This is a genomic window from Nodularia sp. UHCC 0506 (assembly GCF_034931045.1).
Taxonomy (GTDB): Bacteria; Cyanobacteriota; Cyanobacteriia; order Cyanobacteriales; family Nostocaceae; genus Nodularia.
The window spans coordinates 44,318-62,141 of record NZ_JAYGHH010000017.1 but is presented as its reverse complement, the minus strand read 5'-3'; the positions used below and the strand labels follow the sequence as shown (position 1 = coordinate 62,141).

The 17,824-nt window shown below is 36.8% G+C and carries 13 protein-coding genes; 1 reads left to right on the top strand and 12 read right to left on the bottom strand.

Translation table 11 applies throughout. The annotated features are described in order from the left end of the window. A partial coding sequence (locus VB654_RS12305) for an AAA family ATPase (RefSeq protein WP_323214052.1) occupies positions 1 to 4,328 on the top strand: 4,328 nt, incomplete at its 5' end. A 92-nt stretch (positions 4,329 to 4,420) separates the two neighbouring features. Here the strand turns inward: VB654_RS12305 and VB654_RS12300 are convergent. The 12 genes from VB654_RS12300 to VB654_RS12245 all read right to left on the bottom strand — a co-directional run bounded on the left by VB654_RS12300 (position 4,421) and on the right by VB654_RS12245 (position 17,550). Further along, positions 4,421 to 5,119, bottom strand: a complete 699-nt coding sequence (locus tag VB654_RS12300) for a response regulator transcription factor (protein ID WP_323214051.1) — start codon at positions 5,117 to 5,119, stop codon at positions 4,421 to 4,423. Positions 5,120 to 5,126: 7 nt separating this feature from the next. Next, positions 5,127 to 6,509 carry a sensor histidine kinase gene (locus tag VB654_RS12295; protein ID WP_323214050.1) on the bottom strand — a complete coding sequence of 461 codons (1,383 nt, stop codon included), beginning with the start codon at positions 6,507 to 6,509 and terminating at the stop codon, positions 5,127 to 5,129. 370 nt (positions 6,510 to 6,879) lie between these two features. Beyond that, positions 6,880 to 7,449 (bottom strand): hypothetical protein, encoded by a 570-nt coding sequence (locus tag VB654_RS12290; protein WP_323214049.1) that lies wholly within the window; start codon positions 7,447 to 7,449, stop codon positions 6,880 to 6,882. 248 nt (positions 7,450 to 7,697) lie between these two features. Then, on the bottom strand, positions 7,698 to 8,270 hold the full coding sequence (locus VB654_RS12285) for a hypothetical protein (RefSeq protein ID WP_323214048.1): 573 nt from the start codon (positions 8,268 to 8,270) through the stop codon (positions 7,698 to 7,700). A 186-nt stretch (positions 8,271 to 8,456) separates the two neighbouring features. Further along, positions 8,457 to 9,989 (bottom strand): TrbI/VirB10 family protein, encoded by a 1,533-nt coding sequence (locus VB654_RS12280; protein WP_323214047.1) that lies wholly within the window; start codon positions 9,987 to 9,989, stop codon positions 8,457 to 8,459. Positions 9,990 to 10,091: 102 nt separating this feature from the next. Further along, positions 10,092 to 10,772 carry a hypothetical protein gene (locus VB654_RS12275; RefSeq protein ID WP_323214046.1) on the bottom strand — a complete coding sequence of 227 codons (681 nt, stop codon included), beginning with the start codon at positions 10,770 to 10,772 and terminating at the stop codon, positions 10,092 to 10,094. A gap of 47 nt (positions 10,773 to 10,819) precedes the next feature. Further along, complete coding sequence (locus tag VB654_RS12270) at positions 10,820 to 11,644, bottom strand: hypothetical protein (protein WP_323214045.1); 825 nt, start codon at positions 11,642 to 11,644, stop codon at positions 10,820 to 10,822. Between the two features lie 35 nt (positions 11,645 to 11,679). Beyond that, positions 11,680 to 12,729, bottom strand: a complete 1,050-nt coding sequence (locus VB654_RS12265; RefSeq protein ID WP_323214044.1) for a hypothetical protein — start codon at positions 12,727 to 12,729, stop codon at positions 11,680 to 11,682. Positions 12,730 to 12,745: 16 nt separating this feature from the next. Next, a complete protein-coding gene (locus tag VB654_RS12260; protein ID WP_323214043.1) occupies positions 12,746 to 13,516 on the bottom strand; it encodes a hypothetical protein in 771 nt (256 codons plus the stop codon). A gap of 100 nt (positions 13,517 to 13,616) precedes the next feature. Beyond that, positions 13,617 to 16,364 carry a hypothetical protein gene (locus VB654_RS12255; protein ID WP_323214042.1) on the bottom strand — a complete coding sequence of 916 codons (2,748 nt, stop codon included), beginning with the start codon at positions 16,362 to 16,364 and terminating at the stop codon, positions 13,617 to 13,619. After that, positions 16,312 to 16,689 (bottom strand): hypothetical protein, encoded by a 378-nt coding sequence (locus VB654_RS12250; protein ID WP_323214041.1) that lies wholly within the window; start codon positions 16,687 to 16,689, stop codon positions 16,312 to 16,314. Before VB654_RS12250 ends, VB654_RS12255 begins: the two co-directional genes overlap by 53 nt. A 246-nt stretch (positions 16,690 to 16,935) precedes the next feature. Further along, positions 16,936 to 17,550 carry a hypothetical protein gene (locus tag VB654_RS12245; RefSeq protein WP_323214040.1) on the bottom strand — a complete coding sequence of 205 codons (615 nt, stop codon included), beginning with the start codon at positions 17,548 to 17,550 and terminating at the stop codon, positions 16,936 to 16,938. Positions 17,551 to 17,824 lie beyond the last annotated feature (274 nt).

Below are 17,824 nucleotides of genomic sequence, written 5' to 3'. Positions count from 1 at the left end.
GGGGCATTGACTACCGCAGTGACTTTTATTCATTAGGTGTAACTTTCTATCAACTACTCACAGGAGAACTACCTTTTTCATCAAACGACCCCATGGAGTTGGTACATTGCCATATTGCTAAAACAGCTACCCCAGGACATAAAATTAACCCCCAAATTCCGACAGTAGTTTCCGCAATAATTAGCAAATTAATGGCGAAAAATGCAGAAGACCGCTATCAAAGTATATTGGGTCTAAGGTACGATTTGGAACAATGCCAGCAGCAACTTCAAGCAACAGATAAAATTGCAGAATTCCCCATTGCCCAAAGGGATATTAGCGATAGATTTATTATCCCTGACAAATTATATGGCAGAGAAGAAGAAGTAAAAACGCTGCTCCAAGCATTTACCAGAGTGAGTACAGGAGCAACAGAAATGATGTTAATTTCTGGGTTTTCAGGCATTGGAAAAACAACAGTAGTAAACGAAGTTCACAAACCGATTTTGAGGCAACGAGGTTATTTTATTAAAGGAAAATATGACCAATTTCAAAGAAATATTCCCTTTAATGCCTTTGTACAAGCATTCCGAGATTTAATGGGTCAACTATTAACAGAAAATCAGGAACAAATTCAGTTATGGAAAAGCAAAATATTAGAAGCAGTTGGGGAAAATGGACAGGTAATTATTGAAGTCATTCATGAACTAGAAATAATCATTGGTAAACAACCACCAGTAATAGAATTATCTGGAATCTCTGCCCAAAATCGGTTCAATTTATTATTTCCAAAATTTGTGCGGGTATTTACAAGTAAAGAACATCCATTAATAATATTCTTAGACGATTTACAATGGGCAGATTCATCATCTTTAAAGTTAATCCAATTGCTGATGAGTGAATTAGGAGGATATTTATTATTAATAGGTGCTTATCGAGATAATGAGGTATCTGCGGCTCATCCTTTAATGTTAACCTTGGAGAAAATTAAGAAAGAAAAAGCCACAATTAATACTATTAACCTAGCTCCCCTAAGTAACGATAGTTTAAATCAATTGGTGGCAGATACCCTAAATTGTACATTAGGAAATTCTCAACAATTAACACAATTAATCTATCAAAAAACCCAGGGCAATCCATTTTTTAGCACGCAATTTCTCAAGTTAATTTATGAAAATGGACTAATTAAATTTGTATGGGAATGTGGAAATTGGCAGTGTGATATCAGCAAAGTTCAGGAATTATCACTGTCCAATGATGTAGTAGAATTCATGTCAGCACAACTGAAAAAACTGCCAGAAATAACGCAGAATATTTTAAAAATAGCAGCTTGTATTGGAAATCAATTTGATTTAAAAACTTTGTCCATTGTGTTGCAACAATCAGAAATAGAGGTAGCAGCAGGTTTATGGCAAGTACTACAGGAAGGCTTAATTTCACCGCAAAGTGAAATTTATAAATTCTATTTAAGCCCTGAAGCACAAGAGATTAAGGAACATACACAAATTGCCAATTATAAATTTTCACATGACCGTGTTCAACAAGCTGCTTATGCTTTAATTCCTGAAAACCAAAGACCAAGAACACATTATCAAATTGGAAAACTATTACTACAACGCATCTCACCAGTAGCCAGAGAAGAAAAAATTTTTACCATAGTTAATCAATTAAACTACGGAACAGCTTTAATTAATGTACAAAATGAACGCAATGAACTAGCCAAACTTAACTTGATTGCTTGCCGTAAAGCTAAAAACTCATCTGCCTACCAAGTAGGAGGTGAATATGCCAGAGTTGGATTATATTTGCTAGGAAAAAATTCTTGGCATCAGCAATATGAAATGTGTTTAGAGTTCCATAATTTGGCAGCAGAATTTGCTTGGTTATGTGGTGATTTTGAGAACATGGAACAATTGATTGATGCTGTTATAACTCATGTCAAATCTTTAGTAGAACAGGTAAATGTTTATCGAATTAGAATTTTAGCCAATACCTCCCATAACAAACTCAACCAAGCCTTAAATATTGGCATGGAACTATTGCAAAAGTTAGGTGTCAATTTTCCTCAAAACCCAACACAGAATGATATTCAACAAGCACTGATAGAGATTGGACAATTTATTGAAGATAGAGAAATTTCCGATTTGCTCGAATTATCGGTCATGACAGATAGAGAAAAAATTGCTATTCTCCAGATTACCAATAGCATTTTTCCATCTGTTTTCTTTTCTAATTCTCCCTTATTTCCATTACTGGTTGCTAATTCAGTTAAGCTATCTATTCAATATGGAAATACAGATGCTTCAATCTATTTAATTAAGCTAATATTAGGTTATTTATTTGGGGAATTTGAATTAGCTAACAACTATGCAGTTGAGGCCAGAAAATTTTTAATGGGTGTTTTGGGAAATTTTAATGAATCAGTATTTTATTTCTATGATTCATTGCTGGCTCTAGCATCTGTGAATTCACAATTACAGAATATATCAGCAGTTTTAGAACAAGTAGAAAAAAACCAAATTCAGTTAAAGCACTGGGCTGATTATGCTCCTATGAATCACCAGCATAAGGTTGATTTGGTGGAAGCGGAAAAATGCAGACTATTGGGACAAAAGATAGAAGCTATTGAATTATATGACAAAGCAATAGCTGGAGCAAAAATCAATGAATATATCCAAGAACAAGCCTTAGCTAATGAACTAGCTGCTAAATTTTATCTCGATTGGGGTAAAGAAAAATTTGCTCAATCTTACCTGATTGATGCTTGTTACTGTTATAGTAATTGGGGAGCAAAGGCTAAAGTTGAACAATTGAAAAATTCCTATTCTCAGTTACTTAGCTCTGTGATTAATACACAAAATAACAACATTAATTTTGATGATAAGCATGATTTAATATCTGATTCTAGTAGCACGAGTACTTCAGCACAGTTAGATTTAGAAACTGTGACTAAAGCAGCTTTAGCTATCACTTCCGAAATTTATACTGACCAATTAATTTCTAAGTTAATGCAAGTAACTTTAGAAAATTTAGGAGCAAATAAAGCTGCTTTAATTCTCCAAACAGAAGAAAACTTAATTTTGGTAGCTTATAGTGAAAATTCTCAACAGTGTAATTTACAATCTACTCCTGTTAATACTGTTCAAAATCTGCCACTAAGTATTATAAATTATGTGGCTAATAGTAGAGAAAATCTATTAATTAATAATGCTATAAATGAGCATAATTACTTTTTAGATCCTTATATTATCAACAATCAGCCTAAATCTATATTATGTACTCCCATTCTCAACCAAGGACAACTCATCGGTATTATTTATTTAGAAAATAGTCTAACTATTGATGTATTTACGCCCAAAAGATTGAAAATATTAAAACTTCTTTCTTCTCAAGCGGCTATTTCTTTAGAAAATGCTCAACTTTACTCAAATTTAGAAGAAAAGGTCGCTAATAGAACGAAAGAATTAAATGCTAAAAATCTACAACTAGAAGAAATTTTAGATGAATTAAAACGCACGCAAACTCAATTAATTCAAACCGAAAAAATGTCTAGTTTAGGACAAACAGTTGCAGGTGTAGCGCATGAAATTAATAATCCTGTTAATTTTATTTATGCTAATATTGAACATAATGAAAGTTATATGAATAAATTAATAAAATTAGTAAAATTATATCAGCAAGAACATACTAATCCTTCATCAATTATTCAAAAAACTATCAAAGACATTGATTTAGATTTCTTAATTCAAGATTCACAAAAAATTTTCGGTTCCATGCGAATAGGTGCTGAACGTATCCGTAATATTGTTTTGGGTTTACGTAATTTCTCTCGGTTAGATGAAGCTGATATGAAACCTGTAGATATCCATGAAGGAATTGAAAATACATTAATGATTTTACAATCTCGGTTTAAGGAAAAACTCGATGATGTGGAAAATATAGTAATTAAAAATTATGCCCAATTACCTTTAGTTAATTGTTATGCTTCTCAACTCAATCAAGTATTTATGAATATGCTCAATAATGCTATTGATGCTTTATCTAAGCGTAACCAACAATTACCACTCACAGAACAAAAAATTCATCCTAGCCAAATTATAATTTCTACTCAATTACTTAATCCTAACTGGGTAAGAATTTCTCTTCAAGATAATGGTTTAGGAATGACGGAAGAAATTAAAAAATGCATCTTTGATCCGTTTTTTACTACTAAAGAGGTGGGTCAAGGTACGGGGTTAGGTTTATCAATTAGTTATCAAATTATAGTAAACAAACATCATGGTAAAATTGAATGTATTTCCCAACCTGGAAGGGGAGCAGAGTTTTTAATTGATATTCCTATTCAATAGGGATAATACTAATAAATAGGGCTTGCTGAATAAAGATGAAAAGTTATACATTGATTGATTGCATATTCAGATATTTTCACCAAGATCAATCCTCAAAACTCTGTTCCCTGTTCCTTATCCTCGTAAGATTTTAATCGATATCCTGCTCCACGAACGGTTTCGATGAGGTTACTACCCAATTTTTTTCGCAAATATCCAACATAGACATCGACAATATTAGACCCAGGCTCGTAATCATATCCCCAGACTCTATCCAGCAATTGCTGGCGACTCAAAACCTGTTCTGGATGGCGAAAAAAAGTTTCCGCCAAGATAAATTCACGGAAAGGTAGTTCGAGCCACTGATTATTTACTTTCACTTTTCTGGTTCTCAAATCTAAAACAATATTATGAGCATTCAGAGTTAATTGTTCTGATGTGGAGATTTGATTAAGCGTTCTTAATCGGACACGAATACGAGCGAGTAACTCTTCAAATCGAAAGGGTTTTGTCATGTAGTCATCTGCACCAGCCTCTAAACCAGATACCTTATCTTGGAGATCATCACGAGCAGTCAAAATCAGGATGGGTAGAGTTGCACCTTGCCCACGCAGCTCTTTTAATATTTCAAAGCCATCTTTACCAGGTAGTCCTAAATCGAGTATCAGGAGTTCAAACATTCCACTTAGCCCTAATGAGAGTACCTTTTGAGCATCAGTGGCAACTGTGGTGATAAAACCGTGACTCTTTAGACCTTTTTCGATAAAGGACGCAATGCGGGGTTCATCTTCTGCAATCAGAATTTGTGACATCTATCTTCTACTCTTGAAGAGGATTAAGGGGTATGACAATCAGAAAGGTCGATCCTCTTCCTGGTTGACTTTGGAGTTTAATTAAGCCACGGTGCGCTTCCACAATTCCTCTGACAATTGATAATCCCAGACCCGAACCATCTGAACGACGATGACTATTCTTGACACGAGCAAACCGCTCAAAGATTCGTTCTTGCTCACAGAGGTCAATTCCTTCTCCCGTATCCTGAACCCAGATCCTAAATTCCCCGTTGGTAAGAGAAGCACCTAGTGTAATGCAATCAAATTCACGGGTATGTTGGACAGCGTTCTGGGCTAAATTCATTATCGCTTGGGTGAGACGCTGGCGATCGCCGACCAATATTCCTTTCACCTTTACCTGAAATTGCCAACTCCGATTAGCTAAAGCTTGTACCTTAGCAGATAGTGTGTCTAAAAAAGATTGAGCATCAATAGTTTCGAGTAGTAAAAAGTCTGGACGCTCAGACTTTGCCAACAAACTCAGGTCATCCACCAGCCGACTCATGCGGTCAATCTCGTCAATTACTAAATTAATGGTTTCCTGTTCAATGCCAGAAGCCTGATCTAAATCGATTAGTTCCAAATGCCCTCGAATGATTGTGATCGGTGTTCTCAGTTCATGACCGACATCATTTATAAAGTGTCGTTGACTGACAAAGGCAGCTTCTAAACGATTCATCATGGCGTTGAACGAATTTGCTAATTCAGCTAGTTCTCCACTTGTTTGTACCTCGATTCGCTCATTGAGATTCGTGTCAGTAATTTTAATTGCTGTAGAAATGATGGAATTGAGAGGAGAAAGGACTTTTCCTGCCATAAACCAGGTAACAACAACAGATAATATAAATACACTTATCATCACCCAAAAAACTATTTTGAGGGTATCAAAAGCTTCTTCTTGTTCTCCACGCACAGCATGGGCAACAATCAAGCGTCCAATAATCTGTTCTTGCAAGCGAATGGGTTTAACAATATATAGAATATTGCCAGTAATCGTATTCGGTTGCAGTTTAATACCCTCCTGGACTGTGTTTATTTTGATCAAGGATTGCATCAATGATGATTCCGGCTGCAATATTTTAGGCAGTGCTTCTGGACTGGAACGATAAAATTCTTCATTCAAGATACCGATGAGATAAGTGTCATCTTCTGGGATGCGTCGTGAGAGATAAATATTAAATAAGTTAGCGAGTTCTACGGCATTTTTCGGATATTGTATTTCTTGATTTCTGAGAGCTAATTTCGATTTAATATGACTGTTATTATCAAGTAGCTCTTCAAATATCTCTATTTCTTCTCTAATATCTTCAGTAACTCTATTGGCAATTGCAGAAAATACAAATTTGAATATTAATGGTACGGTAATCACTAAAAATAGGGATAACAAAATAAAATAAAAAATAAAGATTCTGGATCGAATAGAGGTAAATATAGTTTTTCGATAATTCCACATAAAGCTAATTACAGTAATAAATGCCATTTAGTTAAGTAAGTTGGTGAGAATAAACCTAACTATGTCAAGAAATGTAAAAATATTGTAACTTAGCTTGTAGTAAGGGCTTTAGCCCTTAATTCAGGTAATCTTAATCAATTTTACCAAGGAGCAATGTCTACAGCGTAACCCTAAAGGGCATAGCCTCTCGCAAAGAAGAGGGCGAAGCTATTACTCCTTGGTACAAAAAGTTAGTAGATGAGGGTACAGTGTATCAAAGTATTCTTCTCAAAAATTGCAGTAATTTTTATAACTTTGCACATTGATCTTCTTTACTACCTTGGACAATATTGCCACCACCAATTGGCTGAGGAGCATTTTCTTTACACTGCAAATTGCCGTTAATGCGATTTTTCCGAATCGTCACACCTCCAGTATTTTGAAAGGCTTGTAAATTTCCGCCAATCTGGTTTTGGTTAGCAATCATTTGTCCTGAGTTTGACTCGAACTGCACATCTCCAGTAATGCGTGTACTCACCACACGAGCAGCACGACCCTGTTTCACTTGGATGCTTCCACCTACAGTAGCACCAGAATTGACATCCACTAGATTTGCTCCTTCTCCTTGAATATTGCCATTTACTTTTGCACCTATGGCCTTCAGGGTTGCTCCCCGTTCAATAACAATATTGCCTTTAACAGTTGTTCTATTGAGTGTACAAGTTTTACCTTGAGGTACTTTCACATTATCAACAGTGATTGCACCTAAGCTTCCTTGGCAGGCAATTTCTTCTGCGATCGCCAGGTTAGGGTACATTAGACTAGTACTAAGTCCGATTAATGTCATCGCAACACCAGAAATTGGTTTTAGCATCATGGTTAGAGTTTGTATAACGCTTTACAGTTATTAATTTCGCACCCACACATGAAACTTGTTTAAATAATTCATGAGAAAAAGCTCATCAATATTTGAAATACTCCCCAGCCTAAATGCGTGAAAATTCTAGGCTCAAACAGCAATAGTAGGCAAAGCCTGACTGAGATCACCTTCAGATATCTTTGGAAATATGATGAAATAGTTGAGTGAAAGAGCCTTAATTCTTAGTCAAGGACTGGGGTTATTCATTAATACTGAGTAGTTTTTTCACAAGCTGCTTCCCCAGCCACAGGATCGGGATAAATAGCTAAAGTGTGATAGTTAGGAGCAGTATCTTCATATAATATTCTGAATGTATAGAGTTTACTTTTACCTTGCTCTTCAGTAATCACCGTTAAAAGTGTATTGTCTGTTTTAGGCAGTCCCGGAATATTAAGTCTTTGAATTCGCCGCAGTTGAATCACATTGGCTGATGATTTTTGACAATCTCCTGAACTCAAGTTACGTTCTGTGCCAAACTGCATACACATCGGCCCATCAAAATCCATAGTTACTTGTGATGGGTCGTTTAACCAAACTTTTTTAATTGTTTCACCAGCTGGCAAAAAGCTTAAATTTGTTCCTTGTTGATAGGAAACTTTAATAGTAGGTACGACTCCTCCTAAACCTTGTGCATGGCAAGAAAACATAGAACGAAGAACAGCATTATTAGCTAAGGCACGACCTGCAAATAATAATACAGATGCGGAGAAAATCAGAGAAGTCAAAGACAAAAAATGAGAATATTTTAGGTTTTTTTCGATTAAATTAAGATGTTTCATGGCTGCAAATAGGGGAGTGATAAAGGAGGGACACAGATACAGCACATTTGATCTGAGTGAGTTCAAGAAGGGCGGGCAGGATGCCCTCCCCACAAGATTTATGTAATTACGAATTACGAACTACGAACTACGTTAGCGAAGCTCCTCTGAAAGAGGCATTACGAATTACGAATTACGAACTACGAATTATAATTGCATTGTTCGATTAACGTATATTTCTACTTCTTTGCCAGCTGGTATAAACCAAACATTGGTTTGTTGCATCATGCGGGCGATCGCTTGTTGATTACGTTGTGAAATTTGAGGAACTACAGAATTTAAACCACCTTCTAAAATTCCCGCCGGGATATTGCGTCTATTGTTGTTGTTGGTGACGACGGTGCTACCATCTCCAACTGTAACTTGGGATTCAATGCGATTAAATAACTCGGCTCCTTTACCAATTCCTCCCAGAACAAATAGCCCTAAGTCCATCCCCGCTATAGATGAACCTTGATTGGGATATTGACTTGCTATTAAAGGTTTACCTTGAGGTGCGCGAACCATCATGGTATTATTGGGGATGCTCCTTTCTATCAGTTCGCCATTATCTTCTGAGATCACTTTAATTACATTCAACTGTAGTAGTCCTTTCTCAGAAATCGAACTAATTTCAGCTAATAATTCAGTATTAACAGGTAAAGCGATCGCACCATCAATTGATTTTAGTGGCTGTGTCAAACGCAATACAAATACATTACCTTCTTCATTACTTTCATTATTCCTAGACTGAGTAGTTTCTCCAAATACAGCTGTTGCTAATACAGCTTTAACACTACTCCCTACTTTCACAGATTTCGAGCTTTGTGATTGCCCTTGGCTGACTAAAGTATCTGGTTGTGGTGGCGTTGGTTCCGGGTTGGAGTTGGTTACTTGAGTTTCTAGATTCAGATTAGTTTTTGGTACAGATAAAGCTGTATCAACTCTAGATTGACCAGTCGTGTTGACCTGACCATAACTACCTAACTTGGCTAACCTTATCCATTCTTTCAAAGGATCTGGTGGAGATGGTGGAGTCTCTGGGGTTGCAACTGCTACGGGTGCTGGTGGGAGAGATTGTGGTAAAAAAGCAGGCCTTTCAACAATTCTCTCAACTGTGACTATGGAAGGTTGCGGTGTAGAAGCAGTTTGTACAGGAATCGGTGTCCTTTCTCTGACCTGTGGAGTTTCCACCCGTGAAGCTACTCTATTTCTAAGATTTTGTTGAGCTGCTGTCACTGTCTGGGCTTGTTCAGCCAGGGCTAATTTCGTTTTCAGAATCTCTACTTCCTGCGCTAAATTTTGCTGCGGGGATTCATTGATTACTGGTAATGGTGCTGTTGTGGAAAGTCTATTATTTGACTGTTGATTACCAGTATTCATGATCTGCGATAAAAATGCACCAGCGACTACCACTATAACCAAAGTAGCACTGCCTACCAAAGCTAATTTAGCAAAGGGATTTGATGAAAGAGATTGCTCAGTTGCTATGTCTTGTGGTTGAAATACTTCAGGCTGTAAGCTGGCTAAGTCTGTATCTAATTCGTCAACGTTGACTTTGAGAGATTCTTCTTCAAAGCCAACCAATTTGGCCATTCTAGATTCCCAATCTGAAGAGTTTGCTTCTGGTTCGTGCTTCTCAGGGATTGGCTTGACTAGATGTTTTGTAGAAAATTCGGGATGAATTGAATAAGAAGTCATACAATTTTAGATTTTAGAGTTTAGAGTTTAGAGTTTAGATTTTGCTTCTACCCACAGATAAATCTGATTGGGTATTTGTACAATTGATACAGTATGGGAATTTCAAAAACATTTGTTATCGTTAATGTCACATATCTCATAAATTTCTAGCCTAGCTTCGCCCAGACGGTAAGCGGCTAAATGCCAGGGTAATGGTTGAGCCGGGAGTGAAATAGCCGCTTCATCTATGGCTTGCACTAAGATTTGTTTATTAAACGCAGTGGAGTTTCCTAGATTATTAGAACCACTAAAATTCAATTGATTAGCAAACATTTCTATTTTCCATTTACCATCATCTATTTTGGTTGGTTGAGAAATTTTTTCTATTACTAATACATATTCAGTTTCCCGATTAATGTTAGCTAACCTACCAGTGGGATTTAAATTAGTAATTTCTGCCTGAAATTTGGGTTTCAAATTATTAGCTAAGAGTTGTGAACTAATTTCCCAGACTGTGAGTGGTGGTTGTTGCTGTGACCAGGTAAGCATGAGGGTCATGGTTTCACCTACAAAGCGGCGAATTGTCTCTGGATGTCTTTCATCAGTTTGTTTTGCATCTACAGTAATCGCTCGACCATCAACAAGTTGCACCAAACTTTTGGGTGTTAACTGCTGTTTTAAATCCTGAATCATCGAACTGTTGAATAAAAGTAATAACAAGCTCAATAGATGTAAACCGAATGTTACTACCGCTAATAGTGGCAAGATATTAGTTTTTTTGTTTTCTGTCTTGACTAATTGCATAAATACTTCAAGATATAAATTATAAAATCACTCTATTATCAGAAAAATTATCTTGTGAAACTACCAGAATTGGTTTGACTTCCACAGGGGTTTGATTTATCCCCATTCAGGTTACTGTAACTATACAGTAAACATAAATTCCGAATTTCGTAAATTTCTAATTTATCAACCCGATTACTATAAATTGCTTTTTGGATGTCAGTAGTATAGTTGGCTAGAGGATAGGGAAAATAATCGACTGCACGCACCAGGAAATCCTTATTAAAGGGTGTAATTATTTTTCGGTCATCATCCTGTTTTTTTTGAATCAAGTCGGCTACCATACCCACTCGCCACTTACCAGGGGCTATTTGTTCTGGAGGATAAACCCTTTGGATAACTAGTTCTGCTGATATCACTTGACTTGGATTGTTAGAGAATACTTCTGGTGGTGTCATTTGCGCGATCGCACTTAAAAATCCTTTACGAAAATCTTCGGAGATGGCAAAACTAGCTACCCAACTGCTAGTAGTTACTTTTTGGTTACCATCTTCTGGCGTTCTCACCTGGATTCCTGGATCTGGTTGGGGTTTTGCAGCTTCTTCTATGGTTTGTGGTGGTAGAGTTCCCGACCAGTTAAACATGGCTGTCATGGTTTTACTGATAAATTGGCGAATTGCTTCGGGTTCTCTGGCTAAATCATCAACAGCCGTTATGGGTTGACCATCGATCATTTGCACAAAGTTAGGCGGTTTTCTCAGGCTAAGTTGGCGAATATTCAACCCTTGTAAGATGAATAAAAATAACACAGTTAGATGTAGGCTAAAGGTAGCGATCGCAAATATTGTTAAAACGTTTCCGGTGGGTTTTCTTTTTTGCAGTAAATTAGTCATTTTTTCATTTTCATCCCATCGACAATTGTCAAAACTTATATTCTATCTTTCACTAAAGCACTGGTATTATTAATCGCACTAAAAACAGCAAATCCTCCTGCACCGGCGACAGCTAACGATAACAGTGGGGCTAAAATTCCCAGAAAGATTATGAACCACATTAAATCAGGATTGGCATTAGGATTTTCGGCTGGGCCGTTGATAATTACGGCGGCGGTGACAGCAGCAATTATATTAAATGAAATTTTGGCAATTCCTGCCGAGAAAAAACCTGTCAGCCACGCATAAACAGGTTTACCAGCGACAGGTAGCAAAGATGCTCCCACAGCTAAAGGACCCAAAGCGGCTATTAGTAACATGGTAGCTTCTATTAAGTTTTGAAAAGCATATTGCAAAGAAATTAAAAAGTTTTTAATACTGGTTTGGGCTGTATTACCCAATAAAGAATTAAAGCTCGTCCCTGATAAATTATCTGTACCAAACTTGAGCGAAATCACCTGATTTTCTAGTCGTTGAATCCATATTTTATTCCCGTATAAATTTCTATATTCCCGCCAAAGATTATCAATTTGGTCGCTGGCTTGAGCAAAACATTGGGTTTGTTGTTCGCCAGTCAGTGATTGACAAGGACGTAGTAAAGAACCAGCCACTTCTTCAGCCAAACTCATATTTAGTGCTTGCTGATAAGTTTGTTCAGCATCTGCTGTTGTTACTACTTGCTGATTAATTGTGTTGATAAAGTTCCTTACTCCTAACGTCAAATTAGAAAGTATGCTCCCATCTCCGCCATTACTTAATAATAAAACTACGATAAAAGGCCAAATTAAACCTGTTATCGGACGTGAATATTCACTATAAATAACATCTTTGAGCCATTGCATCATAAAAAATAACAAAGTGCCTACAGCAAAAAATACACCCAGATTTGTGAGCGCTCCATATAAATTATTACTGGTATTATTTTGTAATAAATCTAGCCATTGATTATCCCAACTTTCAGCCATGCTTCTTGCTGTTACAGCACCACTATCGAGAGTTTCATTGATACCAATTTCGGGAAAGATTTGTAAAATATAAAGCTGCATTTTGGTTCACAATATCCTAATTGTCTTCTCTACCAAACAAATCTATTTGAGCAGTAGTACGAATGAGTCTTGCAGTCTCTGTTGCGCTATCTACTCGACGGGAGCGATTCATTTCATCCATTTGCTGAGAAATACTGGCTAAATTTAAATTAGAGTATTGCAAAGATTGATTTGTTTGGATTGTTTGAGCTAGATTTGCACTGCTAATTTTTGCTTGTTCTTGTTGAATTTTAATGGCTTGTAATTGCAAATTGGCTTGATCACCTTCTAGGGCTTGTTTTAAAGGTTCTGTAGGATATAGTGATGTGAGGGTATTAGCAATTTGATTGAAAATGTTATCAGATTGCTGAGAAAAATTTCCGATATTATCCAGAATAGTTTCAGTATTCTGTAATTGTGATTTTAGGCGAAGTTGTCCCTCTCTACCCATAAAACTCTCTATGGAACTACGAGTAATTAAACGATTAATTTCATTAGTTACTGAATTAGATTGGACAACGGGATTGTTTTCAAATTTATCTGTTATTGGGTTGAAAAATAAATCTTGGCGCAAACTCTTTCCAGCCTCAACTGGATTCGGTATGTTCAATTCTCCTGTAGAATTATTCAGCGCATTTTGACTTCTTATTTCTAAAGGTCTTAAAGTTTCACTCAAATTATTTCTGAGATAATTTTGCATATCTACGGAGTAAAGTTGAAAGTCTGTCCAAACTTTACCTAATTGTGCCATTGCTGGTAAGACTAATAAGCAGGAAATGGTCATGGTGAAGAATGTAGTTTTCTGCATATATTTTGAAGATAAGAGGAACTAACCGCCAAGTACGCCAAGTGCGCCAAGGAAGAAAGAAGAAGGAAGGAAATTCTCTAGTTTGACTCTCATTCCTTTCTCAACTTCCCCGCAATGAGGCGATTAATTGCCGTGCAAATACAGAAATTGCTTCATATTTATCCCTATGTTTTAACATGGCTTTTTGGCGTGCAGTTTGTTCGTTGGGGTTGTTAGCAACTACGGCTAATTGTTCAAAACCTGGATAGTAACGGCAAAAGGTATAAATCCCATTGTCATCTAATAGCCATTGGCTGTAAATGCCTTCTTTGCGAGGAAAAAAGTTTTCTGTGGCATTACGAGAAATAATATTACGGGGATATTTTAAAATGTTCACAAAACTATCTACCGCTACTGGTTGAATCCGCCCGATTAATCTGGTTGACAGGTTTTGTAAAATTTTTGATGCGGCTTTAGATTTGGCTATGGTATCAGGGTCTTGTCCTGATAAAATAACTCTGATTCCAGCTTTAGCACCATTAGCACAAATTCTCCCCACTAAATCAGCAATTTGGTCAAATTCAAATAAAATTGGTGCTTCGTCAATAAAGAAAATAGAAGCTGGACTACTTAACGCCCGTCTTAAAGCGGCGGAGTAAGCACTTAAAGAAAGTATGGCTGCATCTTCGTTATCTGAGAGGTTTCGCAGTGCAAATACTAAAAGTTGTGCATCGGTGGGAAAGCTAGATGGTGCAGAAATGGATTGTCCGACGCGACTAGAAAGCCAAAACCGTAAACGCAGTTGAATTTGACTGAGTGCGTCATCTACTCGACCACTCAAAGAATCTAATTTCAGATGTTCTGGGGAACAGAAAAACAGAAAGTCTTTTAATGTGGGGGTTTTTTGCCATGCTGCGCTACCAAATCCGCCAGCGATCGCTTGTTTATATCGTTCTTGAATACCTGCATCCGCAAGGAAGGCGCTTAAAGCTAAGTTGAGTAAAGAACGCACGGTTTGAGACAGTAGTTGATTTTCGGTAGATGACCCTAAAACCATTGTCATTAAAGCCGATTCTAAAAAGCCAGTGTAATCTAGTAGGCGATCGCGCTGTTCTTCAGGAGTGAGCGATCGCAAATCTGGCTGCTCAAATAAATTATTGGCTTGTTTGGAAATATCAAAATACGCCCCATTTCCCTCCATAAATTCTGTATAGTCGGTAAAGGTAGATGAGCCATCTGGTTTAGGAAAGTCTAAGGCGACCACAGGAATCCCATGCGCCAAGGCCTGAGTTAAAATTCCCGATACCAAAACCGACTTACCCGCACGAGTTGTAGCAAATAGCGCTAAATTTTTATGTTGGTTAAACAAATCTAAATGTATAGGCGTTCCCCCTTCTTCAGCAATTAATTCAAAGCCGTGGCTATCTCCAGCTTTGGTTAACACTAAAGGCATTAATCCCGGAACTTCACTAGTTAAATATAACTGGCGACGGTTAAAGGGTTTTACTAACAAACCTTCCCAGACTATCGGTAGAGATTGCAGCCAAATTTTCCAAGTATATTCTATTTCTCTAATTACCTGGGCGGGTCGTTGAAAACAGTTTTCAATATATCTTGTTGCTTCATCTAATTTCGCCACACTAGAACGATGTACAAAAATAACTATACTCGTATATATCGGCACGGCTCCTTCATATAATTGTTCTTGGGCTGCTACCGATTTCTTTAATTTTAATTGAGCATTTACATCAATAGTTTTACTTTTTTCTTGAGCCATAAGTGCTGTCATATTCGACTGCTTCAGCACTCGTTGCAAAGTGTTTTTAACTATGGCTGGATTAGCAGCAGTTAATTCACAAAAAATTTCTGTATCTACCACCGTTTCTCTGGCTAATAATTCCCACAAATAACGCATCTGAGCAAATTTATTCTGCCAACCACCGGGTTTTTCCAGAAACGTCAGCGCCCCAATATAACGATTTTTCACATTTACCCAACGGCGATCTGCACAAGGTACACTAGACTCCATCAGCAAAGTTGTACTGTGGATATTTTCTATCAGTAACTTGGTACTAGCTAAGTCTGAATTAACTTGTTCATGCAGTCCATTTTCATCTAAATGGATTAGTTGGGGAATTTCTATCGGTTCTGTATCATTAAATTTTCTCCAAGCGTGTTCCCATAAATCATCAGCATTTAAAGGTTTGACATCTAATCCCATTTTGTTAGATAAAAGCTGTTCCCAGCGAGAAAATCCTTGTTGATAAGCTTTAATAATTAGAGTTTCAATGCGCTGATTTTGAACTTCTGCTAATTCCCCTTTAAATTTCAACCACCATAATTCACCTTTAGATAAAAGCTTTTCAATCCAATCATCTGATTGTGTAGTATTAGGTTCAATCGTATAAGTTACATAAATCCGCAGAAATTTAGGTTTACGAATCCCAGATTTAGTCAGTTCTTGAATTCTGGCTCTTTCTGCTGTTAATAAATATTTGATATCCCGTGATGGAGTTCGCTTTACTAAGTCTGATAGTTCTGCTTGTCGTTGTTTGTCTGAACTAAAAGACCCGATATGTAAGGTCATCTTTTCCCCTTCAGGAATATCTTTTAAACCTGATTCAATATTATTAAAAATTGTGTCTATTTGTTCTGACCGTAAAGTAGTATGAATTCCTCGACACTCAAAACCAAAAACAAAGCAAAACCGATCTTTTTGGGTTTCTTTGTTCAAAATGTAAGCGCCGATATCACGACCATCAAGGGAAATGCGTAACATTGTAGCTAAATGCAAAGCATCCTCAAATGGTGTTAGTCTACTTTCTTTGCCGGCGATGCTTATGCTTTGTTTTCCGATTTTTTGCTTCATGGTTAATTTCTAACAAGCTTTGATAACGTGCAAAGCCTCTTGTCCAAGTGGGAACTCCCACGAATTTGCTTAAAAAACGCCAACTCCTACCACCAGTTAATATCCACCAAGTTGCTATTCCCCATCCTGCAATTAATACTGTCCATAACCATCTTTGGAAATCATCTGCAAAAATACCTCCAAAAACTCCATTCACAACGAAGTAAGCAGCTAAAATAATTACAATCCAAGGAAAGATTTGGTCAGCAGGAATTGGCCCTAATGATGGTTGTGATCCTAGTATCTGATTAACTGGACGAAATTCTTGCTCTCTTTCTTGAGTCATAATTTTTTAATTCGTAATTCGTAATTTGTAATTCGTAATTCGTAATTCGTAATGCCTCTTTCAGAGGAGCTTCGCTAACGTAATTCGTAATTTGTAATTCGTAATGCCTCTTTCAGAGGAGCTTCGCTCTAAGCGCAGCTATGCCGAAGGCTTTACGTAATTCGTAATTACTGTTCAAAATCAATAAAAAGCCTAGAGGATACGATTTTTGAGTTTTGAATTTTGAATTTTGAATTCACTACGCTACTAGTTACTACTATCACCAATTACAAAGCCTGTCAGGACATCAGCAACAGTGACGGCGACAACTACTAATAAGGGTACTCTGGCTATACTTTGCCAATCTTCATCTTTACGCACTGCATTAATCACACCAATTAGAGAAACTGCAATATAAAGTAAATAAATTGCCCTTAATACATTGAATATTAAGCTTACTGCTGGTTGGCTATTGTTAGTGTTTTCTGTGCCTTGAGTTAAAGTATTACGAAAAAAATCTTCAGCCCTACCAAAAAATTGTGCATTTGCAGGTGTGGCAAAATAGTCTAACCAGAAGAAACAAAGAATGACAGATACTGCCAATATTTGTAATAGTATAAGCCATCGTTTGGGCAAATGCACTTGCTGTCCAATTTGTTGCATGAGTATGGCGATTAAGCTACCCGCTATCACACAAAAAAGCAGAATGGGACTTTTTAAACTAACTACGCTTACAAACACAGCACAAGCAACTAAAAATGGTACAGACTCAATCATGCTAAGATGCCATGATTCCCCGATAACTCTCAATTGTCTAGATGTTTTTTTTGTACTAGCACCTAAGCCTTTGCTGAATCTTCTCACACTGGAATTTATAGACATTTGCCTCCCCTCATTATCTGTAACAAAGATCCTTTGTATTCATTCTTAAAACTTTTACCATCTAAATTGATCTAAAATTCATACTTAAGCAAGAAATTTATGTCCCCAAAATATAATATAGGTTCAATGTATTGCCTTTTATTAAGGATATATTAACCAATTATTAAGATTTAATTAAATTGAAGCGATTTTTTAGAGAAAAAGGGGACTATAATAAACTTCATTCAAGTGCATACCGCTATATAGGGCTTGCTGAATAAATATAAAACCCAGA